Origin of the sequence: Curtobacterium sp. VKM Ac-2884 (assembly GCF_015350945.1) — a bacterium.
In the GTDB taxonomy this organism is placed as follows: domain Bacteria; phylum Actinomycetota; class Actinomycetes; order Actinomycetales; family Microbacteriaceae; genus Curtobacterium.
Genome location: NZ_JADKSA010000003.1, coordinates 549,403 through 576,263 on the forward strand (window position 1 = coordinate 549,403; position 26,861 = coordinate 576,263).

Annotated in this window: 24 protein-coding genes; 15 read left to right on the top strand and 9 right to left on the bottom strand. The window is 71.4% G+C overall.

What is annotated here, in order from left to right; genetic code table 11:
- Nucleotides 1-104 precede the first annotated feature (104 nt).
- The 4 genes from metX to ITJ60_RS10915 all read left to right on the top strand — a co-directional run bounded on the left by metX (nucleotide 105) and on the right by ITJ60_RS10915 (nucleotide 4,742).
- The gene (gene metX, locus ITJ60_RS10900) at nucleotides 105-1,307 is read left to right on the top strand and encodes a homoserine O-acetyltransferase MetX (RefSeq protein WP_194647914.1); all 1,203 of its coding nucleotides are present in this window, start codon (nucleotides 105-107) and stop codon (nucleotides 1,305-1,307) included.
- 196 nt (nucleotides 1,308-1,503) lie between these two features.
- Nucleotides 1,504-2,661, top strand: coding sequence for a sensor histidine kinase (locus tag ITJ60_RS10905; protein WP_194647915.1), 1,158 nt, complete (start codon nucleotides 1,504-1,506; stop codon nucleotides 2,659-2,661).
- Nucleotides 2,658-3,983 carry a hypothetical protein gene (locus tag ITJ60_RS10910; protein WP_194647916.1) on the top strand — a complete coding sequence of 442 codons (1,326 nt, stop codon included), beginning with the start codon at nucleotides 2,658-2,660 and terminating at the stop codon, nucleotides 3,981-3,983. Before ITJ60_RS10905 ends, ITJ60_RS10910 begins: the two co-directional genes overlap by 4 nt.
- Before the next feature lie 87 nt (nucleotides 3,984-4,070).
- Complete coding sequence (locus ITJ60_RS10915) at nucleotides 4,071-4,742, top strand: response regulator transcription factor (protein WP_111086410.1); 672 nt, start codon at nucleotides 4,071-4,073, stop codon at nucleotides 4,740-4,742.
- Nucleotides 4,743-4,922: 180 nt separating this feature from the next.
- On the opposite strand, the gene ITJ60_RS10920 is transcribed toward ITJ60_RS10915, so the two are convergent.
- Complete coding sequence (locus tag ITJ60_RS10920; protein ID WP_123312344.1) at nucleotides 4,923-6,188, bottom strand: MFS transporter; 1,266 nt, start codon at nucleotides 6,186-6,188, stop codon at nucleotides 4,923-4,925.
- A gap of 306 nt (nucleotides 6,189-6,494) precedes the next feature.
- On the bottom strand, nucleotides 6,495-6,680 hold the full coding sequence (locus ITJ60_RS10925; RefSeq protein ID WP_194647917.1) for a hypothetical protein: 186 nt from the start codon (nucleotides 6,678-6,680) through the stop codon (nucleotides 6,495-6,497).
- Between the two features lie 124 nt (nucleotides 6,681-6,804).
- On the opposite strand from ITJ60_RS10925, the gene ITJ60_RS10930 reads away from it, so the two are divergent.
- A complete protein-coding gene (locus ITJ60_RS10930; RefSeq protein ID WP_194647918.1) occupies nucleotides 6,805-6,999 on the top strand; it encodes a hypothetical protein in 195 nt (64 codons plus the stop codon).
- 16 nt (nucleotides 7,000-7,015) lie between these two features.
- Here the strand turns inward: ITJ60_RS10930 and ITJ60_RS10935 are convergent, their stop codons facing one another.
- Both ITJ60_RS10935 and ITJ60_RS10940 read right to left on the bottom strand, forming a co-directional pair.
- Entirely contained in the window at nucleotides 7,016-7,324 is a 309-nt protein-coding gene (locus ITJ60_RS10935; RefSeq protein WP_123312342.1) for a thiamine-binding protein, read from the bottom strand.
- On the bottom strand, nucleotides 7,321-8,586 hold the full coding sequence (locus ITJ60_RS10940) for a glycosyltransferase 87 family protein (RefSeq protein ID WP_194647919.1): 1,266 nt from the start codon (nucleotides 8,584-8,586) through the stop codon (nucleotides 7,321-7,323). Before ITJ60_RS10940 ends, ITJ60_RS10935 begins: the two co-directional genes overlap by 4 nt.
- Nucleotides 8,587-8,691: 105 nt before the next feature.
- Between ITJ60_RS10940 and ITJ60_RS10945 the strand changes: the two genes are divergently transcribed.
- Nucleotides 8,692-9,402 carry a YceI family protein gene (locus ITJ60_RS10945; protein WP_323749153.1) on the top strand — a complete coding sequence of 237 codons (711 nt, stop codon included), beginning with the start codon at nucleotides 8,692-8,694 and terminating at the stop codon, nucleotides 9,400-9,402.
- Between the two features lie 369 nt (nucleotides 9,403-9,771).
- On the opposite strand, the gene ITJ60_RS10950 is transcribed toward ITJ60_RS10945, so the two are convergent.
- A complete protein-coding gene (locus tag ITJ60_RS10950) occupies nucleotides 9,772-10,632 on the bottom strand; it encodes an ADP-dependent NAD(P)H-hydrate dehydratase (RefSeq protein ID WP_194647920.1) in 861 nt (286 codons plus the stop codon).
- A gap of 24 nt (nucleotides 10,633-10,656) precedes the next feature.
- Here ITJ60_RS10950 and ITJ60_RS10955 point away from each other — a divergent pair, with 24 nt between their 5' ends.
- From ITJ60_RS10955 to ITJ60_RS10970, 4 genes are all read left to right on the top strand, one after another.
- Complete coding sequence (locus ITJ60_RS10955; RefSeq protein WP_194647921.1) at nucleotides 10,657-11,289, top strand: HAD family hydrolase; 633 nt, start codon at nucleotides 10,657-10,659, stop codon at nucleotides 11,287-11,289.
- 10 nt (nucleotides 11,290-11,299) lie between these two features.
- On the top strand, nucleotides 11,300-12,382 hold the full coding sequence (locus ITJ60_RS10960; RefSeq protein WP_194647922.1) for an NADH:flavin oxidoreductase/NADH oxidase: 1,083 nt from the start codon (nucleotides 11,300-11,302) through the stop codon (nucleotides 12,380-12,382).
- 157 nt (nucleotides 12,383-12,539) lie between these two features.
- Nucleotides 12,540-13,922 carry a hemolysin family protein gene (locus tag ITJ60_RS10965; RefSeq protein ID WP_123671645.1) on the top strand — a complete coding sequence of 461 codons (1,383 nt, stop codon included), beginning with the start codon at nucleotides 12,540-12,542 and terminating at the stop codon, nucleotides 13,920-13,922.
- A complete protein-coding gene (locus ITJ60_RS10970; RefSeq protein WP_111086420.1) occupies nucleotides 13,919-14,956 on the top strand; it encodes a hemolysin family protein in 1,038 nt (345 codons plus the stop codon). Before ITJ60_RS10965 ends, ITJ60_RS10970 begins: the two co-directional genes overlap by 4 nt.
- Nucleotides 14,957-15,049: 93 nt before the next feature.
- Here ITJ60_RS10970 and ITJ60_RS10975 read toward each other — a convergent pair whose 3' ends face one another.
- Nucleotides 15,050-16,489: a GuaB1 family IMP dehydrogenase-related protein gene (locus ITJ60_RS10975; protein WP_194647923.1), complete on the bottom strand. Its 1,440-nt coding sequence runs from the start codon at nucleotides 16,487-16,489 to the stop codon at nucleotides 15,050-15,052.
- A 166-nt stretch (nucleotides 16,490-16,655) separates the two neighbouring features.
- On the opposite strand from ITJ60_RS10975, the gene ITJ60_RS10980 reads away from it, so the two are divergent.
- On the top strand, nucleotides 16,656-20,396 hold the full coding sequence (locus tag ITJ60_RS10980; protein ID WP_194647924.1) for a multifunctional oxoglutarate decarboxylase/oxoglutarate dehydrogenase thiamine pyrophosphate-binding subunit/dihydrolipoyllysine-residue succinyltransferase subunit: 3,741 nt from the start codon (nucleotides 16,656-16,658) through the stop codon (nucleotides 20,394-20,396).
- 33 nt (nucleotides 20,397-20,429) lie between these two features.
- Here the strand turns inward: ITJ60_RS10980 and ITJ60_RS10985 are convergent, their stop codons facing one another.
- The 3 genes from ITJ60_RS10985 to ITJ60_RS10995 are packed head-to-tail and all read right to left on the bottom strand — an operon-like array spanning nucleotide 20,430 to nucleotide 21,922.
- Nucleotides 20,430-20,870 carry a GNAT family N-acetyltransferase gene (locus ITJ60_RS10985; RefSeq protein ID WP_123294768.1) on the bottom strand — a complete coding sequence of 147 codons (441 nt, stop codon included), beginning with the start codon at nucleotides 20,868-20,870 and terminating at the stop codon, nucleotides 20,430-20,432.
- 51 nt (nucleotides 20,871-20,921) lie between these two features.
- Nucleotides 20,922-21,164, bottom strand: coding sequence for a zf-HC2 domain-containing protein (locus ITJ60_RS10990; protein WP_111086426.1), 243 nt, complete (start codon nucleotides 21,162-21,164; stop codon nucleotides 20,922-20,924).
- Nucleotides 21,161-21,922: a sigma-70 family RNA polymerase sigma factor gene (locus ITJ60_RS10995; protein ID WP_111086427.1), complete on the bottom strand. Its 762-nt coding sequence runs from the start codon at nucleotides 21,920-21,922 to the stop codon at nucleotides 21,161-21,163. Before ITJ60_RS10995 ends, ITJ60_RS10990 begins: the two co-directional genes overlap by 4 nt.
- Nucleotides 21,923-22,033: 111 nt before the next feature.
- Here ITJ60_RS10995 and aroA point away from each other — a divergent pair, with 111 nt between their 5' ends.
- The 4 genes from aroA (at nucleotide 22,034) to hisN (ending at nucleotide 26,788) form a co-directional block, all read left to right on the top strand.
- The gene (gene aroA / locus ITJ60_RS11000; protein WP_194647925.1) at nucleotides 22,034-23,413 is read left to right on the top strand and encodes a 3-phosphoshikimate 1-carboxyvinyltransferase; all 1,380 of its coding nucleotides are present in this window, start codon (nucleotides 22,034-22,036) and stop codon (nucleotides 23,411-23,413) included.
- A 3-nt stretch (nucleotides 23,414-23,416) separates the two neighbouring features.
- Complete coding sequence (gene rsgA, locus ITJ60_RS11005) at nucleotides 23,417-24,490, top strand: ribosome small subunit-dependent GTPase A (protein ID WP_194647926.1); 1,074 nt, start codon at nucleotides 23,417-23,419, stop codon at nucleotides 24,488-24,490.
- Between the two features lie 324 nt (nucleotides 24,491-24,814).
- Nucleotides 24,815-25,987 carry a hypothetical protein gene (locus tag ITJ60_RS11010; protein WP_194647927.1) on the top strand — a complete coding sequence of 391 codons (1,173 nt, stop codon included), beginning with the start codon at nucleotides 24,815-24,817 and terminating at the stop codon, nucleotides 25,985-25,987.
- A gap of 18 nt (nucleotides 25,988-26,005) precedes the next feature.
- Complete coding sequence (gene hisN / locus ITJ60_RS11015; protein ID WP_194647928.1) at nucleotides 26,006-26,788, top strand: histidinol-phosphatase; 783 nt, start codon at nucleotides 26,006-26,008, stop codon at nucleotides 26,786-26,788.
- Nucleotides 26,789-26,861 lie beyond the last annotated feature (73 nt).

The following is a 26,861-nucleotide window of genomic DNA, read 5'->3' on the forward strand; positions in this document are numbered from 1 at the left end:
GCCCGGACCAGGACGACGCGAGCGCGGCCCGGGACCCGGCCACGGGGCGGACGTGACGTAACACGGCGGCGGCGACCCGCGCCTCCCGGCAGACTGGACGCACCATGGACTGGCAGACGACCCCCGAGGACTCCGTGCCGTCCACCCTGGTGCCCGGTGCCGAACTCGGCACCATCGGCAAGCCGCCGGTCACCGGCGCCTGGCGCCCCGGCGACCATCCGGGTGCGCGCCACTTCGCATCCCTCGGCGAGCAGTGGGTGCGCGGCGGGCGACTCCCGGCCGTGCGGGTGGCGTACGAGTCGTGGGGCACGCTCAACGCGGCGCGCGACAACGCCGTCCTGCTGTTCCACGCGCTGACCGGGGACTCGCACGTCGCGGGCGCACCCGGTCCGGGGCACCGCACCGCCGGCTGGTGGGGCGACGTCGTCGGACCCGGCCTCGCGATCGACACCGACCACTGGTTCGTGATCGCGCCCAACATGCTCGGCGGCTGCCAGGGCACGACCGGGCCGTCGTCGGTGGCACCCACCGGGGTCGAGTGGGGCTCGCGCTTCCCGTTCGTCACCGTGCGCGACCAGGTCGAGGTGCAGCGCCAGCTCGCCGACCGGCTCGGCATCGACGTGTTCGCGGCCGTCGTCGGCGGGTCGATGGGCGGGATGCACGCGCTCGAGTTCGCGGTGTCGCACCCCGCACGCGTCCAGCGGCTGGCGGTGCTGGCCTCGACGGCGCAGACCACGGCGGACCAGATCGCGGCGAACTCCCTGCAGCGCTCGGCGATCCAGATGGACCCGGCGTTCGCAGGCGGCGACTACTACGAGGCCGACGCCGGCGAGGGCCCCCACCGCGGGCTGGCGCTCGCGCGGCGGATGGCGTTGATGACCTACCGGGCGTCGGACGAGCTGAACGGCCGGTTCGCCCGGTCGTGGCAGAGCGACGTGTCCCCGCTCGGCGACGACGGGCGGTTCTCGGTGGAGAGCTACCTCGACTTCCACGGCAACAAGTTCACGAGGCGCTTCGACGCGTCGTCGTACATCACGCTCACGCACGCGATGGACTCCCACGACGTCGGTGCCGGGCGGGGCGGTGTCGCTGCCGCGCTCGAACTCGTGACGGCTCGCACGCTCGTCGTGGGGATCTCGAGCGACCGGCTGTTCCCGATCGAGGACCAGCACCGGATCGCCGCGGGGGTGCCGGCCACGCTCGACGGTGACACGGCCGCGGTGATCGAGAGTGAGTTCGGGCACGACGGGTTCCTCATCGAGCACGAGCAGGTCGGCGCGCACCTGCGGCGGTTGCTCGACGGCTGAGCGCGACACGGCGCGCGCCGGGGCGGTGGCATGCGCGGCACGCACCGGGGCGGCGGCATGCGGCACGCGCGGCACGGCGCGCCGAACACCCCCCAACGGGTGTCGCCCGTGGTTGGATGGCTGCGAGCCCGGACTGAACGAGGCTCGGTTTCCCCGCACCACCCGTCACACCAGCTCGTCACCAACCAGGACATCGATGGAATTCATCGCACAGGAACGCGACCGCTTGCTGCGGGCGACGACCCGTGTCGTGGGCATCGTCTGCGCGCTCATCAGCGTCGTCGGCGTGGTCTCCGCCGCCGCGGTCCCTGCCCTGCCGCTCGTGGGCGCCCTGCTCTGCATCGCCGCGATGGTCGCCTCGTTCGTGTTCTTCGGGCGCACCGGCACCGTGTGGTGGACCGCCGCGATCCTCGTCACGGGGCTGGCCTCGCTCGCGCTGCTGTTCTCCGGGGTGGACGAGTCGGTCCGCCCGCTCGTCGCCAGCGCCGTCATGACGCTCGCGGGCGGTTCCCTCTCCGCACCGTTGATGGCACAGCGCGGGCAACCCCTGGGCCTCGGACTCACCATCGCAGCCGGTGGCGTCGTCGTGGTCGTGATGGTCTGGGCAACCGGCACGGCCCTGTCGACGCCCGTCAGCGGCGCCCTGCTCGGCTGGGTGCTCATCGCGGTCGTGGCCGTGTGGATCTCGCGCAGCATCCCCCGCGTCGCCCGACGGATCTACAGCATCGGCACCGCGCACCGCGCCGAACGCCAGGCCAGCGAGACCGAGGCACAGCGGCGGCAGGGTGCGCGGCTGCTGCACGACACGGTCCTCGCGACGCTCACGCTCCTCGCCCACTCCGGCGTCGGGGTCTCCGAGCAGGCCATGCGCGAGCAGGCCGCCGAGGACGCCAGACTCCTGCGCCACCTGCGGCTCGGCGCGACCCCGCAGCCGTCGCAGTCCGGCGACTACTCGCTCACCCGCGAAGAGGAGTCGCCGCTCGGGCAGACCCTCGAGTCGGTGAAGCAGCGCTTCGGGCGGATGGGCCTCGAGGTCAGCTGGCACGGCACCGGCCAGGTGCTGCTGCCGTCGCACGTGCTCGACGCCTTCCTGCTCGCGCTCGGCGAGTGCCTCGAGAACGTCCGCCGGCACGCCGGTGTCGGCGAGGCGCACGTCACGATCGTCCACGACAACGACATGGTGCGCGCCATGGTCACGGACTCGGGCGTCGGGTTCGACCTGACCACCGTCAGCGCCGAACGACTCGGCTTCAAGGAGAGCGTCGTGAGCCGGCTGCGCGAGGTCGGCGGCGACGCCAAGCTCTTCTCCGCGCCGGGCTCCGGCACCACCGTCGTCCTGGAGGCACCGCGATGACCCGGGTCCCCGAGGACACCATCAGCCGCGGCCTGCCCGGCGAGTCCACCGGTCAGCAGCCGCCCCGCACCCGTCGCGAGGCGCGCGAGCGCTACCGCACCAGCGAGCGTCGGCAGGCGCGTGGGCTCCCCTCGACCTCGACGGGCGCACGGTCGCTCCGGCAGGCAGCCAAGCCCGGCGCCTCACTCGGAGCCGGGTACCTCGGCCTCGGCGCCGCGGTGCTCACCGCGATCGAGGCCGTCTCCGGCATCGTGTACTTCCTGGTCCGCTGGTCCGACTTCTCCGACCCGTGGCTGCCCGCAGCCGCCTGGATGCTCTACATCGTCGCCGCGGTCGGTGTCGGCCTGAGCGTGCTGACCTACGGCGAGCGGCTGACCGGGCTGGCCTTCGTGCTGATCTGCGTCGTGCTCGCGTGTGTCGTGACCCTCGACTTCATCGGGATCTGGCCCGAGCACGACATCGCCCACACGGCGTCGGCGTCGATCGCCGCGGGCTTCGCGCTCCTGCCGATCGCGACGCTCCGACCCGCGCGAGAGGTCGCCGCGGCCATCGCGGTCCTCGGCCTGGCGTTCATCGGGATGAGCGTCGCCTCGACCCCGATCACGAACGACACGCTGCCGGGCATCGTGTCCCTGCTCGCCCTGGTCGTCGTGCCGCCGTCGATCGCCCTGTACGTGGTGCAGCGGTTCCGGCAGCTCGTGCAGCGGGAGCTCGACCGGGTGCTCGTGCAGAGCAACGTGCAGGCGCCGCAGTTCGCCGTCGGCATGCTCGCGTCGGACGAGCTCGCCCGGCTCGACCTGGCCGCCGAGAAGCTGCTCGACGCCGTCGCGAACGGCACCGATCCCCTGCCGCTGTCGGACGCCTCGAGCTCCGTCGCGGCCTCGCTCGCGACCGAGCTCCGCCTGCACCTCATCGAGGGACGGCGCGAGACCTGGCTGTACCACGCGATCACGGAGTCCGACCACCTCGGCCGTTCGGTGAGCGTCGCCGATCCGAGCGCGCTCGCCGGACACCTCACCCCTGCGCAGCGCGACGGACTGCTGCAGGCCCTGTGGCAGATGGTCGGCGACGGCCGCACTGCCACCCCCGGTCTGCCGGTCGTCTCGGTCACGCTCGGCCCGGTCGGGTCCGACGGCCACCCCGTCACCGACGAGCGGATGGACGTGCCCGTCGTGATCGAGTCCCGCGGCGTCCAGCGACGACGCCTCGGCCCCACCGCCTGGAGCGCCCTGCAGCGCATCGGTCCGTACACCGAGACGGTCCGCGACGGCGCGCTCCACATCGTCGCCCACTGCGTCGTGGACCGACATCCGTCGATGTAGCTGCCGGACACCCGGACAGCCTGCCCGTGCCACGTGCCCCTCCCTCCTAGGATCGGGCACGACCTGCCCCCGAGAAAGGACGCCCGCATGGCGACTCCAGAGGAACCCATCCGACTCGCACTCGTCGACGACCACAGGATGCTCCTCGGCGCGCTCACGGAGTGGATCCGGAGCGCCGCCGACGACATCACCCTGGTGGCCGCCGTCACGACCTGGCCCGAGCTCCTGACGAGCCCGGCGTTCCCGGTGGACGTGGTGCTGCTCGACCTGGACCTCAAGGACTCCATCCCGGTGTCGCTGAAGATCTCGACCCTCAAGACCGCCGGCGTGAAGACCGTCGTGATGAGCACCTACTCGGAGCCGAACGTCGTGCGCGAGGCCCTGGCGGCCGGTGCCCTCGGCTACCTGGTGAAGAGCGAGGACGCCGACATGATCGTCGAGGCGATCCGCTCCGCCCAGCGCGGCGAGCAGTACGTCTCCGCCGAGCTCGACCTGGCCATCAACAGCGGCGACGTCGGTGGCGTCCCGAAGCTCAGCGCCCAGGAGCGCCGCGTCATGGCGCTGTACGGCGGTGGCGAGCCCGTGAAGAGCGTCGCGTACCAGCTCGGCATCTCCGAGGAGACCGCGAAGAGCTACCTCAAGCGGATCCGCGAGAAGTACCGCGTCGCGGGCTTCGACGTGGGCACGAAGGTGGCGCTCCGGAAGCGGGCGATCACCGACGGCATCATCGTGCAGGACGGTGGCCCGCTGGGCCTGTAGCGCGTGGCGCACGTGTGGCGCTTGCCCGCTTCGTGAGCAGAAATGGTCGGGTCCCATCACGGGACCCGACCATTTCTGCTCACCATGGGCGGTCTGCCGCACACCACGTCGGACGGGAGGCCCGTGGCGGCGTCGCCACGGGCCTCCCGTCCGGTGCGTGGGCGCGCCCACTGCGCGCGGTCAGTGGATGGGGACGGGCGCGGTGATCGGGCCGGTGCTCGGCGACGGGGAGCGCAGCGCCGCACGGCGCGTGGTGCGACGCTCGACCGAGTAGCTGAACATCGTGACGAGGACGCCGAGCAGCGCGAGGACGATGCCGAGCCAGCCCGGTGCGACGAACCCGAAGCCGGCAGCGATGACCGCACCACCGAGTGCCGCGCCGAGCGAGTTGCCGATGTTGAAGGCCGAGTGGTTGAGCGCCGCGGCGATCGTCCGGGCGTCGCCGGCGACGTCCATCAGCCGGGACTGCACCGCCGGCGGGATCGCCGACGAGGTGGCCCCGAGCAGGAAGGCGCCGAGCAGCATGCCCCAGAGCCACTGCGCGGTCAGCACCGTGAGCAGCAGGGCTCCGATGAGCGAGAACATCCCGAAGTAGATCGTGCGCTTCACGCTGTGGTCGGCGAGGTGTCCGCCGAGCACACCGCCGACGACCATGCCGATGCCCACGACCACCAGGACGATCGGCACGAACGACTCCGGCATGCCGGTGACGTGCTGCACGAGCGGCGAGATGTACGAGTAGACGGCGAAGAACCCACCGAACCCGACGGCGCCGAGGCCCATCACGATCCAGACCTGCGGCACGCGGAAGGCGCGGAGCTCCCGGCCGATCGTCGCGTGCTCGTCACGGGCGCTCTTCGGTACGAAGGCCGCGACGGCGAGGAACGTGAGCGCGAACAGTGCGGCGACGACGCCGTAGGCGATCCGCCAGCCGGCGAGCTGGCCGACCCACGTGATCGCGGGGACACCGACGACGTTCGCGACCGACAGGCCGAGCAGCACCATCGCGATGCCCTTGCCGCGCTTGCCCGGGCCCATCATGTCGCCGGCGACGATCGAGGCGATGCCGAAGTAGGCGCCGTGCGGGAGGCCGGCGACGAAGCGGGCGACGAGCACCAGGCCGAACGACGGCAGCAGCGCGCTCGCGATCGTCGCGAGGACGAACCCGACGAGCAGCACGAGGATCAGGCCCTTGCGCGGGAACTTCGCCGACATCGCCGCGATGGTGGGAGCACCGACGACGACCCCGAGGGCGTAGGCACTGACGAGCCAGCCCGCGTGCGCGATGCCGGCGTCCGGGTCGAGGCCGTACTGCTGCGGCAGCAGTGCCTGCGCGATGTTCGGCAGCAGGCCCATCGCGACGAACTCGGTCGACCCGATGGCGAAGCCGCCGAGGGCGAGCGAGATGAGCGCGGCGGTGCGACGCGCAGGCGTGAGCTGTGACATGGGGCCTGTTCTCGGACGACGTCCTGCACGGGCGGCGTCGGATCGGGGTGTCGGCTGGACGGTGTCGGCTGGGCGACGGTGGTGACGGAGGCGTCCCGCGATCGCCGCGGTCCACGTGCCGGTCGGCAGCGCGGCCACGCCCGAACGGGGTGCCGGTCCGGGTTCAGCAGCGAACGGGACGGTCCGGGTGGCGACGACCATCCGGTCCGAGCAGTGTAGACCGCTCCAAAGGCCGAACGGAAGTCGCCGTGCGCGGCCGGCACGGGCCGCACCGGGCTGGCCCGGCCGTACCCGAGGAGAACCGGGTCAGGCCGCCTGACGCTCCGTGTGGGCGGGACGCGTCGATGCGGGAGCGAGTTCGGGCAGCTCGTCGCGGTGCGTCCAGCCGGCGCCGCACTCGGCGCACGCTGCCCAGGCGTTCTCGCCCTGTTCGTCCGTGTCGATGACGACCGTTCGCAGGTCGCAGTCGGGGCACCAGCCGTCGTGGGTCATCACGCGCTCCTCGTCGTCTCGGGGCCACCGGATGTGGCTCGACAGGGGCCATGAGACACCCGACCACCGACATCCGCGGGAGGGCATCGGCGTGTCGCGCGGGCCCTCGATGTTCAATGAGCACGTGACCCTCGCTGCCACCGTGCTCGCCTCGTGCCGCGCCGGCGCGCCCGTGAACTGCGAGGACGCCACCGACCCGATGGGCATGGTCGTCGTGCTCATCGCGGCGCTCGCCGGCATCGCGCTGCTGACGGTGTTCGTGGTGCTCGGGCCCGACCCGCACCGGCGCACCCGGGCACGGCGGCGCGACAAGCGCTGAGCGCGAGCGCCGAGCGCTACTCGCCGAGCGCGGCTTCGAGCCGCTCGAGCTTGCCGTCGATCTCGCCGGTGTGGCCAGGTCGGATGTCGGCCTTGAGCACGAGCGACACCCGCGTGCCGTAGGCGCCGACGGCCTCGGTGGCGCGCTTGACGACGTCCATGACCTCGTCCCACTCCCCCTCGAGCTCCGTGAACATCGACGACGTGCGGTTCGGCAGGCCGCTCTCGCGGACCACCCGCACGGCCGCGGCGACGGCGTCGTGCACGGAGCCGTCCGCCTGTTCGGAGGGACCACCGGACGGAGCAACGGAGAAGGCGACGATCATGCGTCCATCCTGCCCGCACCCCGTCCCATCCGCACCAGCTCGACCACGGTCCACGCCAGGATCGCCACCTCGAGCACGTTCCGCAGCGTCAGCACCACGAGCATCCACGGCTGCAGCGTGAGCACCTGGTCGTAGTACGCCGGGTAGATCAGCTGCGTCAGCACGGCGGTGGGCAGCGCGGCGATCGCGATCGGCACGAACCGGCGCACACTCGGCGTCCCGGCGGCCAGCCCCCACACGATCGGCACGGCGAGCCACCCGATGTACTGCGGCGACCCGACCTTGTTGGTGGCGATGAGCGCGGCGACGAAGAGCAGCGCGAGCACGGGCGCGAGCTCGGCCCGACGGGCGCCACGGCGTGCGGCCCACAGCGCGAGGACGACACCGGCGACGACCACGAGGGCCATCAGCGGCGTCGAGACCGCGGCCGCGGCGTGCGTGCCGGCCCCGGAGACCTCGAACGTCAGGATCTGCTGGTTGTAGAACACGGCCGCACCAGGGGCCCCGAACGCTGCCGCCCACATGAACGGCGTCGCGAGCGGTGACTCGATCTGCAGCGCCCGGCCGGTCTGCTCCCCGATGAACGACAGCAGGTACGGCGCTCCGCCCCAGAGCACGTCGACCAGCACGATGAGCGCACTGAGCACGAGGGCGCCCGCCAGCACACCGCGGCGGTGCCCCTTGCGCAGGAGCAGCAACACGCCGACGAGGGCAGCCGGCCAGACCTTCGTCCACGCACCGGCGGTGAACAGCGCCGAGGCGACCGCCGGCCGCGAGGCGACGAAGGCCACCCCGACCAGCGCGAACACCGTCGCCACCGTGTCGATGCGACCGAGCGCGATCGGCCCGAGTGCGAGCAGGAAGGCGAGCCACCACCACACGACCCGCACGCCACGCGCCGACGAGCCGTCCGCAAGAGAACGGAGCGTGCCACGCGCCCGGAACCGCCACAGGAACGCACACGCCACGGCGTCGAGCAGGACCATCAGCAGCAGCCACCCGGAGCCGATCGACGCGATCCCACCGAGTGCTGCGGCGGCCATCGGCACGATCGCCAGGATCGGGTAGACCCACTCGCCGTCGATCCCGACCCAGAAGTCCGCGCTCCGCCCGGTCTCGATCCACCGGCTGTAGGTGATGGTGACGTCGCCGAGGGGCAGGTTCGCCGAGACCGCGGTCAGCCACCACAGTGCCGCGTGCACGGCGGCGAACGCCAGGACGAACCCGACGCGTTCGATCCACGGGTTCCCGGTCCTGCGCACCGGACGAGCGTACCGGCAGCGAGCGCGACCGAACCGGCAGCGAGCGGACCCGAACCGGCAGAGAATCCCAGGCTCCCCCAACCATGACGTGTCACCGTCTTGCTCGTGACCACCGAAACCCCGCGCAAGCGCCGCAAGGCCGTCATCTGGATCTCCGTCATCGCCGCCGTCGTCGTGCTCGGCGTCATCGGGGCGATCGTCGCGACGAACGTCTACACGAGCAACGAGAACGCGAAGGCGTCAGCGGCACCGTCCGTGGCCGCCAGCCGCGAGGCCTCCACCCTCGACGACTCCGACCTGTCCGGCGCGTGGACGGTCGGCGGCGACTCCGAGGCCGGCTACCGCCTGCACGAGGTCCTGAACGGCTCCGACGTCACCGTCACCGGCCGCACCGACAGCGTCTCCGGCAGCGCGACCGTCGACGGCACGAGCATCACGAAGGCGACGATCACGGTGCAGGTCGCCGACATCGCCACCGACTCGGACCAGCGCGACTCCTACTTCCGCGACTCCGCGATGGACACCGCCGCCTTCCCCGAGGCCACGTTCGAACTCACCGAGCCGATCGCCGACGCGGTCCCGAGCGGTTCGGACACGACGAAGGTCACCGCTGCCGGCAAGCTCACGCTGCACGGCGTCACGAAGGACGTCACCGCCGACCTGCAGGTCGGCCTGAACGGCGACGGCGTCGACATCTCCGGCTCGATCCCGGTCACGTTCTCGGATTACGGCGTGCAGGCGCCGAGCCTCGGCTTCGTGAAGGTCGACGACTCCGGCACGGTCGAGTTCCTGGTGCACGCGACCCCCGCGAGCTGACGTCCGCGACGCGCGTCACGCCCGTGACGTGCGCACGAGCGGACGGGAGGCCCGGTGCCAGCTGGCACCGGGCCTCCCGTCCGTCCCCGCTCGCGTCTGCAACAGGCGACACGATCGATGTCGCACGACGTCGACCATGTCGTCACCCCGCGCCCGCAACCATGCGCGTGGGCAAGGAACGACGAACTCGATGTCGTACGACGTCGATGCTGTCGTCACCGCGCGTGCGCAACCACCGGCGCACGCAAGGAACGACTTCCCCGTCGTCGCACGACAACGCGGAAGTCGTCACGCGGCATCCGCAACAGGCGACATCACTGATGTCGTACGACGTCGACGCTGTCGTACGACGTCGCCGCGCACCGACTGCTACCCGCGCGCGTCGCCGTCCACGACCAGGTCCCGCACGACCCCGGGCAGCTCGGCGATGAGCCCGGTCATCGGGAACGGACCGCCGCCGGACGCCCGCCGCGCCGCGAGCCCGTGCACCACCGCGGCCGACGCGGCCAGGTGCGCGAGGTCCGACGGCGTCAGCGACGAACCAGCAGCCTCGACGGAACCCTGCCGCGACGCCACGAGCGCGCCGAGCACCCCGCCGAGCACGTCCCCGGCACCGGCCGCCGCGAGCCACGGCGTCGCCGACGACGCCACCAACCGGACCGACCCGTCGGGCGTGACCACGTGCGTGCTCTCGCCCTTGAGCAGGACGACGCTGCCGGTCTGCTCGGCGGCACGGAGCGCTGCTGCGGCCGGGTCCTGCTCGATCGACTCGCGGGAAACGCCGAGCAACGACGCGAGCTCGCCCGCGTGCGGGGTCAGGACGGCGAGCGGGCCGAGGTCGACGAGCGGGATCGCACCGGCGTCGACCACGACCGGGACGCCGTCGTCCGAAGCGTGCGTGAAGGCCGAGGCGGTCGTGTCGTCCAGGTCACCGAGCGACGACGCCGAGATGCCCGAGCCGACGAGCCAGGCCTGCACGCGTCCCACGCCGGACACGGCCTCGGGGCGGCGGGTGAGCACGTGGTCGGTGGCGCGCGACGGTCCGACGTACCGGACCATGCCGACACCGGTGTGGACCGCGGCGTCGACCCCGAGCACCGCGGCACCCGGGTACTGGTCGGAGCCGGTCGCGATGCCGAGCACCCCGCGGCGGTACTTGGTGGACTCCCCCGTCGGCGCGGTGATCCACGCGGCGGCATCGGACGGCTGGACGGGCACGAAGTCGTTCACCGGCCCCACGTTACGGTGGAGCGCATGAGCCTGTTCCTGCCTGGTCGCGTGGTGGTCTTCGACTACGGCGAGGTGATCAGCCGGACGCCGCACGCGTCACGCGATGCCCTCGTCGAGCTGACGGGGGTGCCGGCCGACGAGCTGTTCCCCGTCTACCAGGAGCTCCGCCACGACCTCGACCGCGGCGACCTGTCCGTCGTGGCGTACTGGCGGGCGATCGGCGAGCGCGTCGGGCGGACCTGGAGCATCACGGACGTCCACCGGTTCTGGGCCGTCGACTTCACCGGGTGGTTCGAGGTCGAGCCGGACACCCTGGCGATCGTCGAGGAGCTGCACGACGCGGGGACCCGGGTGGCGCTGCTGTCGAACGCCGGCTTCGACTTCGGCGACCCGTACCGACGCTCCCCGATGGGCTCGCTGTTCGAGACGGTGGTGGTGAGCGCCGAGGAGCACGTCCTGAAGCCCGACGCATCCATCTACCGCGACACGTGCGCGCGTCTGGGAATCGAGCCGCAGCAGATGGTGTTCGTGGACAACAGGGCCGAGAACGCCACCGGCGCGGAAGCGATCGGGGCGGTCGGCCACCACTACACGTCGTCGGCGTCACTGCGGTCGTTCCTGACGGAACTCGCGGCCGAGCCGGCGCCCGTCCCCTGAGGAGTCCCGCGTGACGCACGCCCTGTTCGAGCCGATCACCATCCGCGACCTGACGGTCCGCAACCGCATCTGGGTCTCCCCGATGTGCCAGTACTCGGCCGAGGAGCAGGACGGCGTGCCGACCGCGTGGCACCTCGTCCACCTGGGCGGCTTCGCCAAGGGCGGCGCCGGTGCGGTGGTCGTCGAGGCCACCGGCGTGGTGCCGGAGGGCCGGATCAGCCCGCAGGACCTCGGGCTCTGGAACGACCAGCAGCGCGACGCCTTCAAGCCGATCGTCGACTTCCTGCACGCACAGGGTGCTGCCGCCGGTGTCCAGCTCGCACACGCGGGCCGCAAGGCGTCGACGTTCCGTCCGTGGGAGTCCGAGCACGGTTCGGTCCCCGCCGACCAGGGCGGCTGGTCGACCGTCGCCCCGTCCGCCGTGGCCTTCGACGGCTACGCGGTCCCGCGCGAGCTCGAGACCGAGGACATCCGGGTCGTCGCACTGGCGTTCGCGCAGTCCGCTCGCCGCGCCGTCGAGGCCGGGTTCGACCTGGTCGAGATCCACGCCGCCCACGGGTACCTGCTGCACCAGTTCCTCTCGCCGTTGAGCAACCACCGCACCGACCAGTACGGCGGGTCGCTCGAGAACCGTGCCCGGGCGCTGCTCGAGGTCCTCGACGCCGTCCGTGCCGAGGTCGGCGAGGGCTTCCCGATCGTCGTGCGGTTCTCGGCGACCGACTGGGTGGACGGCGGGCTCACGCTCGACGAGACCACGCAGGTCGCCCGGTGGGCTGCGGAACACGGCGCGGACCTGGCCGACGTCTCGACCGGCGGCAACGTCGCGAGCGCGCCGATCCCGGTCGGCCCCGGCTACCAGGTGCCGCACGCCGCGGCGATCAAGCGCGACGCCGGCATCGGCACCATCGCGGTCGGCATGATCTCCGAGGGCTTCCAGGCCGAGCAGATCGTCGCGACCGGACAGGCCGACGTGGTGATGGTGGGCCGCGAGTTCCTGCGCGACCCGGGGTTCCCGCTGCGCGTGGCCGTCGAGCTCGGCGTGACGGTCGACTACGAGCCGCAGCAGTACCACCGCGCGCGGGTCACGGCGTAGACGCGCGGTCTTCCTGAACGGATTCTCGGTCGGCCCCTCGGGCAGGCAGTACGATTGGCAGCACTGTGGACGATCCCCCGAATAGTTCTTCGCCTCACTCATCCGCCGCTCACTCGGTGAGCTGCACGTCATCCCCGTGCGCGGACGGGGGTGAATCATGAGTCCGATCGACATCGTCATGCTCGTCGGCGGCATCCTGCTGACACTCGGCACCGGCGTCTTCGTCGCGTCCGAGTTCGCGCTGGTCAACCTCGACCGCGCCGACGTCGAAGCGCGTCGCGACCGGGGTGAGCCGGGCCTGGCACCCGTCATCGGGGCGCTGAAGGTCACCTCGACGCACCTGTCCAGTGCGCAGCTCGGCATCACGCTGACCACGCTGCTCACCGGCTACCTGCTCGAGCCGTCCATCGCGAAGCTGCTCGAAGCGCCGTTCCTGGCGATGAACCTGCCCGAGGGCATCGTCGAGACCGTCGGGTCGATCATCGCGCTCGTCATCGCGACCCTGCTGTCGATGATCCTCGGCGAACTCGTGCCGAAGAACTTCGCGCTCGCGCTGCCGCTGCAGACCGCGAAGCTCGTCGTGCCGTTGCAGATCGCCTTCACGACCGTGTTCAAGCCGGCGGTCGCGGTGCTCAACGGCACCGCGAACGCCGTGCTGCGGTCGATCGGCATCGAGCCGCAAGAGGAACTGTCCGGTGCTCGCAGCGCCGAGGAGCTCACCTCGCTGCTCCGCCGTTCGGCGTCCGAGGGGTCGCTCGAGCAGGACACCGCGACGCTCCTCCAGCGGACGATCTCGTTCTCGGAGCTCAGCGCCAGCGACGTCATGACGCCACGCCCGCGGCTCTCCACCATCCGGGTGTCCGAGTCCGCGCAGGACGTCATCGCCCTCGCTCGCAAGACCGGCTTCAGCCGCTTCCCCGTCATCGAGGAGGACGCGGACGACGTCGTCGGCATCGTGCACGTGAAGCAGGCCGTCGCCGTCCCCCGCGAGAAGCGCCCGGAGGTCCCCGTCGGGGCGCTCATGACCGACGCCGAACGCGTGCCCGAGACGATGCCGGGCGACACCCTGCTCGCCGAGGTCCGCGGCCGCGGCTACCAGATGGTCATCGTCGTCGACGAGTACGGCGGCACCGCCGGGGTCGTCACGCTCGAGGACCTCATCGAGGAGATCGTCGGCGAGGTCTCCGACGAGCACGACCGCGCGCGCATCGACGTGGTCCGCTCCCGCGACTGGCTGACCTTCCCCGGTCTGCTGCGCCCCGACGAGCTCGAGGACCGCGCCGGCGTGAAGGTGCCGGAGGACGGCCCGTACGAGACCGTCGGCGGCTTCCTCATGTCGACGCTCGGCCGCCTGCCCGTGGTCGGTGACGAGGTCCCGCTCGACGGTGGCGTGTTCCGGGTCGAACGCCTGGACGGCCGTCGGATCGACCGCATCCGCTGGACCCCGACGCCCCCGCCGACGGACACCGCGGCGACCGCCATCATCATCCCCGCCACGAAGACCGGCACCAAGACCGCCACGAAGGGCAGTACCCGATGAGCTCCGACTGGTGGGGCATCTTCTGGCTCTTCGTGCTGCTGCTCGGCAACGCGTACTTCGTCGCCGCCGAGTTCGCCGTCATCTCCGCCCGCCGCTCCCAGATCGAACCGCGCGCAGAAGAAGGCTCGAAGGCCGCGCAGATGACCCTGTGGGCGATGGAGCACGCCACCCGCATGCTCGCGACCACGCAGCTCGGCATCACGGTCTGCTCGCTGCTCATCCTGAACGTCTCCGAGCCGGCGATCCACCACCTGCTCGAGGTCCCGCTGCACCTGACGGGCTGGAGCGTCGAGGTCATCGGCACCGTGGCGTTCGTGATCACGCTGCTGCTCGTCTCGTTCCTGCACGTGGTGTTCGGCGAGATGGTCCCGAAGAACATCTCGTTCTCGATGCCGGACCGCGCTGCGCTGCTGCTCGTGCCGACGCTCTGGTACATCGGCCACGGCCTGCACTGGGTCATCGTCGGCCTGAACGAGGTCGCGAACGCCGTGCTGCGCCTGTTCCGCGTCGAGCCCAAGGACGAAGCCGTCAGCGCCTTCACGGTGGAAGAGGTGCAGACCATCGTGGAGCAGTCCCGCCGCGAGGGCACCCTGACCGACGACGGCAAGCTCGCCCTGGCGTTCGAGTTCACCGAGAAGAAGGTGCGCGACGTCGCCGTGCCGATGGCCGAGCTCGTCACCCTGCCCGAGGACGCCACCCCGGCGGACGTCGAGCGTGCAGTGGCGCAGCGCGGGTTCTCGCGGTACGTGCTCGTCGGCGAGGACGGCTCCCCCACGGGCTACGTGCACGTGAAGGACGTCATCGACCTGCGGCCGGACGAGTTCGACGACCCGGTGCCGCCGAAGCGCATCCGCCAGCTCATCTCGCTCTACACGGAGATGGACCTGGAGGACGCCCTGGCCACCATGCGGGCTGCGGGTCGCCACGTCGCGCGGGCGTTCGACGCCGACGGCCGGACCCTCGGTGTGCTCTTCCTCGAGGACATCCTCGAGGAGCTCGTCGGCGAGGTCGAGGACGCGACCCGACGCCGGTAGCCGCGGGAACGGACGGACGGGAGGCCCGGTGCCAGCTGGCACCGTGCCTCCCGTCCCTTCGCGGGCGCGACCAGGGCCGCGCCCGCCGGCGCGCTACCAGCTGACGGGGAGCGGCTTGCCCTCTTCGTAACCGGCGGCGGACTGGATGCCGACCAGGGCGCGCTCGGAGAACTCGGCCAGCGACGCGGCGCCCGCGTAGGTGGCGGAGCTCCGGACGCCCGTGGTGATCATGTCGAGCAGGTCCTCGACGCTCGGGCGCTCCGGGTCGAGGTAGATCGTCGACGACGAGATCCCCTCGGCGAAGAGCTCCTTGCGGGCCCGCTCGTACGGGTCGAGCCGCTCGAAGCGCTCGCGGACGGCCTTGGCGGACGCCATCCCCCAGCTCTCCTTGTAGGCCTTGCCGGCGGCGTCGCGACGGAGCACGCCCGGCGCTTCGAGGGTGCCGGCGAACCACGAGCCGATCATCACGGCCGAGGCGCCGGCCGCCAGTGCGAGGGCGACGTCGCGCGGGTAGCGGACCCCGCCGTCGGCCCACACGTGCGCGCCGAGGGACCGCGCCGCCGCCGCGGTCTCGAGGACGGCGGAGAACTGCGGCCGACCGACGGCGGTCATCATGCGCGTGGTGCACATGGCGCCGGGTCCGACACCGACCTTGATGATGTCGGCGCCCGCGTCGACGAGGTGGGCGACGGCGTCGGCGGTGACGACGTTGCCGGCGACGAGCGGGATGCCGAGCCGGAGCCCTGCGACGGTGCGGAGCGCGCGGAGCATGCCCTCCTGGTGTCCGTGCGCCGTGTCGAGCACGAGGACGTCGACCCCGGCGGCCGCGAGGGCCTGCGCCTTGGCGGCCACGTCGCCGTTGATGCCGATCGCGGCCGCGACGCGCAGACGACCCGAGGCGTCGACGGCCGGCGTGTAGATGTCCGAGCGGATGGCGCTCGTCCGGCTCGTGGTGCCGACGACCTTGCCGTGCCGCACGACGGGCGCGAAGTCGACCTCGGCGCCGCTCAGCACGTCGTAGACGTGGCGGGGTGTGCCGGCGTCCTCGGCGTCGATCGCGGTCGAGGCGCCGTGCAGCAGGTCGCCGAGCGTCGCGTCGGGACCGGCGTCGCCGAGCCGGCTGGCGGGGACGCACCCGAGGTACTCCCCGGCGGCGTCGCGGACCACCACGCCCCGACCGGCGACGGGCAGCAGCTGCTCGAGCGCCTCGGCGACGGTGGTGGACGAGCCCATGTCGTAGGCGGTGTCGTAGTCGACCGGCTGGTCCTTCACCCAGCGGATCGCGGCGTCGAGGTCCTGCAGGTGCATGTCCTGCGGCAGGACGCCGAGGCCCCCGCGCCGGGCCAGGGTCGCGGCGAGACGCGGACCCGTGACCGAGTTCATGTTGGCGCTCACGATCGGGATCGTCGCACCGCTGCCGTCGTTCGACGCGAGGTCGACGTCGAAGCGGCTCGTCACGCCGGATCGGCTCGGGACGAGGAAGACGTCGGAGTAGGTCAGGTCGTGTGTCGGCCGCGTCTCGTAGAACCTCATGGGCCCCACTGTACGGCTCCGCCCGGAGGCCGGACCGGGCCCCGACTCGCGCCGCGGCTGACACCGAACGGACATGTGCGAGCGGCTAGGCTTGGCACCTGTGCGGGGCAGGGTTGCACCGCACGACACACACGAGCATCTATCGACGGAGAGTGGGCGATCGGCTGTGTCGAGCCATCTGACCGGAACGGACGAGACCGCGGGCGAATTCGGGGCGAACGAGTGGCTCGTCGACGAGCTCTACGAGCAGTTCGTCGCGGACAAGGAGTCGGTCGACAAGTCCTGGTGGCCGGTCCTCGAGAGCTACCACCGCACGCAGGTCGGCGGCGCTCCGGCAGCTGACCAGCAGTCCTCGACGCCCGCGCAGTCGACCACGCAGCAGCCCGCGACCGGTGACGCGCCGGCCCAGCAGCAGCAGGCGGCAGCGCAGGGTGGTCCGATCCAGGCGAAGACCACGTCGCGCCAGCCGACCCCGCCGCCGATCCCGGCCGAGGCCAACGACGCCGCCGACGACCACGAGGAGACCCACGAGGACGTGGCGACCCCGCTCCGGGGCATGGCGAAGACCCTGGCGTCGAACATGGACGCCTCGCTGACCGTCCCGACGGCCACGAGCGTCCGGACGATCCCGGCGAAGCTGATGATCGACAACCGGATCGTCATCAACAACCACCTGCGCCGCGCCCGCGGCGGCAAGATCTCCTTCACCCACCTCATCGGGTGGGCGATGGTGCAGGCGCTCAAGGACTTCCCGAGCCAGAACGTGTTCTACGAGGAGCGCGACGGCAAGCCGTTCGTCGTCGCCCCGGCGCACGTGGGCCTCGGCATCGCGATCGACGTCCCGAAGAAGGACGGCACCCGGTCGCTCCTCGTGCCGAGCATCAAGCGTGCGGAGACCCTGACCTTCGGCCAGTTCCTGTCGGCCTACGAAGACCTGGTCAAGCGGGCCCGCGACAACAAGCTGACGCCGGCCGACTTCCAGGGCACCACGATCTCGCTCACGAACCCGGGCGGCATCGGCACCGTGCACTCGGTCCCCCGCCTGACCAAGGGGCAGGGCGCGATCATCGGCGCCGGAGCCCTCGAGTACCCGGCGCAGTTCCAGGGCTCGGCGTCGAAGACCCTGGTCGAGCTCGGCATCGGCAAGACCATCACCCTCACGAGCACCTACGACCACCGGGTGATCCAGGGCGCCGGTTCCGGCGAGTACCTCAAGCACGTGCACGAACGCCTCATCGGCGAGCACGGCTTCTACGACGGCATCTTCGCGGCGCTCCGGATCCCGTACAAGCCGATCCAGTGGGCGAACGACATCAACGTCGACCTGGCGCACCGCGTCAACAAGACCGCCCGCGTGCAGGAGCTCATCAACAGCTACCGCGTCCGCGGGCACCTGATGGCCGACATCGACCCGCTCGAGTACCGCCAGCGCACGCACCCCGACCTCGAGATCGAGAGCCACGGACTGACGTTCTGGGACCTCGACCGCGAGTTCGTCACCGGCGGGCTGGCCGGCACGACGAGTGCTCCGCTGCGCGACGTCCTCGGGATCCTGCGCGACGCCTACTGCCGCACCGTCGGCATCGAGTACATGCACATCCAGGACCCGGAGCAGCGCCGCTGGGTGCAGGAACGCATCGAGGTCCCGTACTCGAAGCCGTCGAAGGACGAGCAGCTCCGCGTCCTCGGCAAGCTCAACGAGGCCGAGGCCTTCGAGACCTTCCTGCAGACCAAGTACGTCGGGCAGAAGCGCTTCTCGCTCGAGGGCGGCGAGTCCACCATCGCCTTCCTCGACACGCTCATCCAGCACGCCGCCGGTGTCGGCCTGGCCGAGGTCGCGATCGGCATGGCCCACCGCGGTCGCCTGAACGTCCTGACGAACATCGCCGGCAAGACCTACGGCCAGATCTTCCGTGAGTTCGAGGGCTCGTCCCTGCCGGGCTCGGTGTCCGGTCAGGGCTCCGGCGACGTCAAGTACCACGTCGGCACCGAGGGGCTGTTCCGCACGTCGGACGGCTCGAGCATCCCCGTGACGATCGCGGCGAACCCGTCCCACCTCGAGGCCGTCGACGGCGTGCTCGAGGGCATCGTCCGCGCCAAGCAGGACAAGCAGGGCCCCGGTTCGACGAACGTCCTGCCGGTGCTCGTGCACGGCGACGCGGCGATGGCCGGCCAGGGCGTGGTCGTCGAGACGCTGCAGATGTCGCAGCTCCGTGGCTACCGCACGGGCGGCACCGTGCACCTGGTCATCAACAACCAGGTCGGGTTCACCACCCCGCCCGAGTCGGCGCGCAGCTCGGTGTACTCCACCGACGTCGCGAAGACGATCCAGGCGCCGATCTTCCACGTGAACGGCGACGACCCCGAGGCCGTCGCACGCGTCGCCGACCTGGCGTTCGCGTACCGCGAGGCGTTCCACCGTGACGTCGTCATCGACCTCATCTGCTACCGCCGCCGCGGGCACAACGAGGGCGACGACCCCTCGATGACCCAGCCGCTCATGTACAACCTGATCGAGGCGAAGCGGTCCGTCCGCACGCTGTACACCGAGGCCCTCGTCGGTCGCGGTGACATCACGCAGGAAGAGTACGACGAGGCGCACCGCGACTTCCAGGACCGCCTGGAGCGTGCCTTCGCCGAGACGCACGAGGCGCAGACCGGCACCATCCCGGTGATCCAGGTCGACGACGACGGTGCCGTGCAGGGGCTCGAACGCCCGGCGGCGCAGCAGGACGACTCCGAGGTCGAGGTCCGCGAGACCGCAGTGTCCGAAGAGCTCGTCCGCTCCATCGGTGACGCGCACAGCAACCCGCCCGCCGGCTTCTCGATCCACCCGAAGCTGCAGCAGTTGCTGTCGAAGCGCACCGACATGACGCGCAACGGCGGTGTGGACTGGGCGATGGCCGAGCTCATGGCGATCGGTTCGCTGCTGGTGGAGGGCAAGCCCGTCCGGTTCGCCGGCCAGGATGCCCGCCGCGGCACCTTCGTCCAGCGCCAGGCGGTGTTCCACGACCGGTCGAACGGCCAGGAGTGGCTGCCGCTGTCGAACCTCACCGAGGACCAGGCCCGGTTCACCATCTACGACTCGCTGCTCAGTGAGTACGCGGCGATGGCGTTCGAGTACGGCTACTCGGTCGAGCGGCCCGAGGCACTCGTGCTGTGGGAGGCGCAGTTCGGCGACTTCGCGAACGGCGCCCAGACCGTCATCGACGAGTTCATCTCGTCCGCCGAGCAGAAGTGGGGGCAGCGCTCCGGCCTCGTCCTGCTGCTGCCGCACGGCTACGAGGGCCAGGGACCCGACCACTCGTCCGCCCGCATCGAGCGCTACCTGCAGCTGTGCGCCGAGGACAACATGGTCGTCGCCAGGCCGTCGACCCCGGCGTCGTACTTCCACCTGCTGCGTCGTCAGGCGTGGGAGCGTCCGCAGAAGCCGTTGATCGTGTTCTCCCCGAAGGCCATGCTCCGCCTGCGCCAGGCGACGAGCGCGGTCGAGGCCTTCACGAACGGCACGTTCGACGAAGTGATCGACGACGAACGCGTGGCTGACAAGGCCGCGGTCCGTCGCGTGGTGCTGCACTCCGGCAAGGTGCACCACGACCTGCGCGCCGAGGTGGACAAGCGCGGGGTCACCGACGTCGCCCTCGTCCGTCTCGAGCAGCTCGCGCCGCTCCCCCTCGCGCGCATCCTCGAGGTGCTCGCGGGTTACCCGGACGCCGACGTCGTGTGGGCGCAGGAGGAGCCGGAGAACCAGGGCGCCTGGCCGTTCGTCTGCATGAACCTGTCGCCGCACCTCGACGGTCGGCCGCTGTCGGTCGCCGCCCGTGCCGCGAGCGCCGCGCCGGCCACCGGGTCGTCGAAGCGTTCCGCACAGGAAGCCACCGAGGTCATCGAAAGAGCCCTCGGCTAGGCACTCGGCCCGGGCCCCCGACGCGGGTGTGCGCTACGCGATCTTCGTGTAGCGCACACCCGCGTCGTGGTACCCGCGCTTCTGGTAGAACCGGTGCGCGCTGTCCGTGGCGGCCGCACTGACGGCGCTCAGGCGACGCGCGCCCTGCTCGACGGCCCACGCTTCGAAGGTGCCGATGAGCGCGGAACCGGTGCCGAGCCTCCTGGCCGTGTCGTCGACCACCAGCAGCAGCAGCTGCGCCGTCGGCTCGTCGCTCGCGTACGCCCAGGTGACCTGCGCGCCGGCGACGGCGACCGCGCGACCATCGTCGCCACGGACCACCCAGGTGCGGTGTCCGGCCTCGGGCGTGAGCCGTTCGAGGCGTGCGCGCATCGCCGCGTCGTCGACCTCGTGGCCGAGCAGGCGGACGAGGGCGGCGACGTCGGAGACGTCCGTGTCGGACCAGGTGGTGATCGACTCGACGAGGAGGGTCATGTCCGTGACACTACCGACCCGACCCGCCGTGTGACGACGGAGCCGAGGATCTCAGTGGGTGGACTGCTCCAGTCGGATGCGCGCGAGGATCTCGCCACGCAGCTCTTCCGGAGCGGTCTCCTTGCACGCGCGGCGCACGGTCTCGATCAGGACGACGCCGACGCGGTGTTCGGTCGTGCAGTCCTCGCAGTCGTCCATGTGCTCACGGATGTCCGCCGCGTCCTCGCGGCAGAGCTCCCCGTGCAGGAACTCCTCGAGCTCGGCCTTCGCCTTGGAGCAGTCGCAGCCGCTCATCGTGCTTCCTTCCCATCGACGCGACCCTCGGTCGCGGCAGTCTTCCGGCCTCGTCCGCGCATCGTCGCCGTCGACGCTGCGTCCGGGACGATGCCGGTCTCACGGGCGTGGTCCGCCAGGAGCCCCCGGAGGAGCCGGCGACCACGGTGCAGACGGCTCATGACCGTCCCCACGGGGGTCTTCATGATGTCGGCGATCTCCTGGTACGAGAAGCCCTCAACATCGGCGAAGTACACGGCCATCCGGAAGTCCTCGGGGATGGCCTGCAGGGCGTCCTTGACGGCCGACGACGGCAGGTGGTCGATCGCGTCGGCCTCGGCGGACCGTGCGGAGATCGACTGGGTGACGCTCTCGGCGCCGCCGAGCTGCCAGTCCTCGAGCTCGTCGATGGTGCCCTGGTAGGGGTTCCGCTGGTTCTTGCGGTACGTGTTGATGAACGTGTTCGTCAGGATCCGGTACAGCCAGGCCTTCAGGTTCGTGCCCTGCTTGAACTGGCGGAACGCGGCGAACGCCTTGACGAAGGTCTCCTGCACGAGGTCCGACGCATCGGCCGGGTTGCGGGTCATCCGCATCGCCGCACCGTAGAGCTGGTCCATGAAGGGCAGCGCCTGCGTCTCGAAGAGGGCCCGGAGCTCGTCAGCCGGTACGGTCTTCGCGTCGACGAACGACGCTTCTTCCTCCGCTTCGACCGCGTCGAGCTGCTCCTCGGTCTCCTCGACCAGGTCGTGCGGTGCTGCCTGCGGCTCGTCGGTCGTCATCGCGGGCCAGTCTAGAGCGAGCGACGTGGACACGCCGGGCAGGCGCGTCCGCGAGGGTGCGAGTGCTGTCGCCAAGGGTCCTCCCGATCGTTTCAGTAGTCTTGTGAACCGATGGCAGACACGACGCATTCCCACAGCGGTGCACAGGCCGCCGCGGACCCGGCCCCCTGGATCGCCCCGCTCGCGCGCGGTCCCCTGCGCGGCGACGTCGCGCTGCCCGGCTCGAAGTCGCTGACGAACCGCGAGCTCGTGCTCGCCGCCCTCGCCGACGGCCCCTCCGTCATCCGCCTGCCGCTGCACTCGCGCGACTCGGCGCTCATGATCGCGGCGCTCCGGCAGCTCGGCGTCGGGATCGACGAGGTCGAGCCGGCACCTGGTGCACAGCCGAACCCCTACGGCCCGGACCTCCGGATCACCCCGGCACCGATGCACGGCGGTGTTCGCGTCGACTGCGGCCTCGCCGGCACCGTGATGCGGTTCCTGCCGCCGCTGGCCGCCCTGGCAGTCGGCCCGGTCGTCATCGACGGCGACCCCTACGCCCGCAAGCGTCCGATGCACGCGATCATCGGGGCGCTCGTCGACCTGGGCGTCGACGTCACCGATGACGGCGACGGCTCGATGCCGTTCGCGTTCACCGGCACCGGGTCGGTTCGCGGTGGCGCCCTGTCGATCGACGCGTCGGCCTCGTCGCAGTTCGTGTCGGGCCTGCTGCTCTCCGCGCCGCTCTTCGACGAGGGCCTGCACCTCACCCACGTCGGGGAGCGCCTGCCGAGCCTGCCGCACATCGAGATGACCGTCGCCGCGCTCCGTGCCCGCGGCGTGACCGTCGACGAGCCCGCGGTCGGCGAGTGGGTCGTCCACCCCGGTCCGATCGCCGCGCGCGACGTCACCATCGAGCCCGACCTGTCGAACGCCGCGCCGTTCGCGGTCGCCGCGCTCGTCGCGGGTGGCACCGTCCGCATCCGCACCTGGCCGCGCGAGACCACGCAGGTCGGCGCCGACCTCGAGACGCTCCTGCCCCTGTGGGGCGCGACCGTGGCCCGTGACGGCGACGACCTGGTCGTCGACGGCGGCGTCGGGATCCGGGGTGGGGCCTCCTTGCCGGGTCTCGACCTGGACCTCAGCCGCGGCGGCGAGCTCGCACCGGCGCTCGTCGCGCTGGCCGCGCTGGCCGGCGGCCCGACCGAGATCACCGGGATCGGCCACCTGCGTGGGCACGAGACGGATCGTCTCGCCGCGCTCGCAGCGGACGTGAACCGGTCGGGAGGCTCGGTGCACGAACTCGACGACGGCCTGCGCATCGAGCCTGCCGCGCTCCACGGCGGCGACTGGGCCGCGTACGACGACCACCGGATGGCGACCGCTGGCGCCGTCGTGGGCCTCGTCGTCGACGGCGTCGCCGTCGACGACATCGGGTGCACGGCCAAGACGCTGCCGCAGTTCCCCGAGCTGTGGGCGGCGCTGGTCTCGACCGGGGACGCGGGGGCCTGACGCATGAGCTGGTGGGACGACGTCGACGGTGACGACTCCGACGCGGACGAGCCGTACGGACAGTACGACGAGTCGAGCGTGCGGGTGCGTCCGAACCCGAAGGGCAACCGGCCCCGCACGAAGACCCGGCCGACGTACGACGACGCGCCCGTGGGGTGGGTCACGAACGTCGACCGTGGGCGGTTCGGCGTGCTGGTGGGGACGGGGTCCGGCTCCGATTCCGATTCCGAGCACGTCATCACGGCGACGAAGGCGCGCGAGCTCGGCAAGAAGTCGGTCGTCACCGGCGACCACGTGTCGCTCGTCGGCGACGTCTCGGGTGACCCCGGGTCGCTGGCGCGCATCGTGAAGGTCGCCGAGCGCACCACGCTGCTCCGCCGCAGTGCCGACGACTCCGACGAGGTCGAGCGCGTCATCGTGGCGAACGCCGACCAGATGCTCATCGTCGTGGCGGCCGCCGACCCCGAGCCCCGCACCCGGCTCATCGACCGGTACCTGGTCGCCGCGTTCGACGCCGGGCTCGACCCGATCCTCTGCATCACGAAGACGGACCTCGCCGACCCGGCACCGTTCCTGGCGCACTTCGCGTGCCTCTCCTTGCGGATCGTGACGAGCCGGTCCGACGACGTCCCGTTCGAGGCCCTGCACGACCTGCTCGACGACAAGGTCACCGTGACCGTGGGGCACTCCGGGGTCGGCAAGTCGACGCTCGTGAACGCCCTGACCGGGTCGACGCGGGCGATCGGCGTCGTGAACTCGGTGACTGGTCGTGGGCGGCACACCTCGTCGTCGTCGATCGCGCTGCGGGTCCGTGACGGCGGGTGGATCATCGACACCCCGGGCGTGCGGTCGTTCGGCCTCGGGCACGTCGATCCCGCGAACGTGTTCCGCGCGTTCGCCTCGCACGCGATCCCGGTGCGCCCCGCTCGGGACGGCATCCCCCTGGCGCAGGCGCACGACTGGGAGATCGTCGACCGGGTGCAGGACGGCGAGCTCGGTGCCACCGGCGTCGAACGGCTCGACTCGTTCCGCGCACTCCTGACGGGCATGGGCGCCTCCGACCCCGGCCTCGAGTAGCCCGCCGCGCCGCGCCCCCGCCCGCGCCCCCGTCGGACCCCGTCGAGGTTCCGAAATCTGCACATCTCGGCGGCAGATCGGGCCGTTCGTGGAACCTCGGCGGACCGCGTGCGGCATGTCGTGGAACCTCGGCGGAGGGCGCTCGGGCGTGGCACCGCGGCAGATCGGGCCGTTGGTGAAACCTCGGCGAACCGCGTGCGACATGTCGTGGAACCTCGGCTGAGGGCGCTCGGACGTGACACCTCGTCCCACCGTGCCCGGCCCGACCGCACCCCACCCAGCACGCGTCGACAAGTGTGCAGCGGTGTTGTACAGTGAACCCTCGTGTCTGAAGTTGCAAAGTACAACTTTGCGCCGACCCCCGCCGTCGACGCCCCGTCCTCGAGCACGACAACGACGTCGCACGCGCACCACTCCCCCACCCACAAGTCCTCACGAGCACCGCGACCGCAGCGCACCGACAGCGTCCTGCGCCCGGCCGGCCTCGGACGGGTGCTCCTGACCTTCGCCACGCACATCCTCGTACCGCTGTTCCTCGCCGCCGGGATGGGCCTGGCGTACCTCGGTGCCTTCCACGCCCCCGCGCCGAAGGAACTGCCGGTCGGCATCGTCGGGCAGGCCGCCGCCACCCAGGTGTTCGCGCAGACCGTCACCGACAAGTCCGACGGCGCCCTCGTCGCCCACGTCGTCGCGTCGACCAAGGACGCCGAGCGGCAGATCCGCGACCGCGACCTGGCCGCCGTGTACGCCCCGACCACCACGGGCGCGACGCTCTACGTCTCGACCGCGGCATCGGAGACGACCGCGAGCGCTGCGCAGAAGGTCTTCCTGCCGATCGCCTACGAACAGCACGTGCCGTTCCGGGTCGTCGACGTCGTCCCCACGGGCGCGCAGGACAGCACCGGGCAGGGGCTGTTCTTCCTGCTCGTCGCGCTGAGCGTCGGCGGGTACGCCTCGGCCATCGCCGTGGCGTCCGTCGCGACGAAGCTCCGCGCGGTGTGGACCGCGGTGGTCGGCCTCGCCACCGCCGGGGTCGTCGCCGGCATCGGCATCATCGTCGCCGGCCCGATCTACGGCGTCATCACCACGCACCACTGGCAGGTGTTCCTGTTCGCCTGGCTGTACGACGCGATCATCGTCGCGATCGGCGTCGGTCTGCACCCGGTCCTCGGGCGGTGGACGACGCCCGTGCTCACGATGCTGTTCGTGATGCTCAACTTCACGTCGTCCGGCGGCATCTTCCAGGCGTCGTTCGTGCCCGGGTTCTTCTCCGCGCTCCACTCCTTCTGGAGCGGCGCCGCGTGGCTGCAGGCGGCACAGGACCTGCAGTACTTCCCGGACGCCTCGCTCGGCCGGTCGTCCCTGGTGCTCGCGCTCTGGCTCGCCGCAGCCGTCCTGCTCTGCGTGGTCGTGCACGGTCTCGTCGCCCGCCGCACCCGCATCGCCCGCGAGCGTGAGGTCACCCGGCTCGAAGAGGAAGAGGTCGTCGCCGCGTAGCCCCGCTACGCTCGACCCGTGGACCTCAGCGCCGACCTGGACTTCGCCCGCTCGCTCGCCGACATCGCCGACACGATCAGCCTCGAGCGGTTCCGCGCCGCCGACCTGCACGTGTCGAAGAAGGCCGACAGCACGCACGTGACCGACGCCGACCAGGCCGTCGAACAGGCCCTGCGCGAGCGGATCGCGACCGAGCGCCCCGATGACGCGTTCCTCGGCGAGGAGACCACGGCGGACACCGGCGCCGAGGCGACGAGCGAGGGTCACCGTCAGTGGGTCATCGACCCGATCGACGGCACCGCGAACTACCTGCGCGGCGTGCCGGTGTGGGCGACGCTCATCGCCCTGGCGGTCGACGGCCGCCCCGTGCTCGGCGTCGTGAGCGCCCCCGCGCTCGGCAAGCGCTGGTGGGCGGCCGAGGGCCTCGGCGCGCACTCGTTCGACGGCGACCTCCGCGTCTCCGGTGTCGCGGACCTGTCCGACGCGAGCCTGAGCTACAACAGCATCCAGCAGTGGGACGACGACGACCGGCTCGAGTCCCTCGTCGACCTGTCCCGCAAGGTCTGGCGGACGCGCGCCTACGGCGACATGTGGTCGTACATGCTGGTGGCCGAGGGGGTCATCGACATCGCGGGCGAACCCGACCTGAAGCCGTGGGACATCGCCGCCCTCGTGCCCATCGTGGAAGAGGCCGGCGGCCGCTTCAGTTCACTCGACGGCGACCCCGGGGCCTGGCACGGCAGTGCACTCGCGACGAACGGCCTGGTGCACGACGCCGTCGTCGAGGTCATCCGCCGCTAGCACGACCCCGAACGACACGCTCGACGTCGGACGACGTCGCGGGTGTCGTTCCGAGTCGATCAGGCAGCCGCAG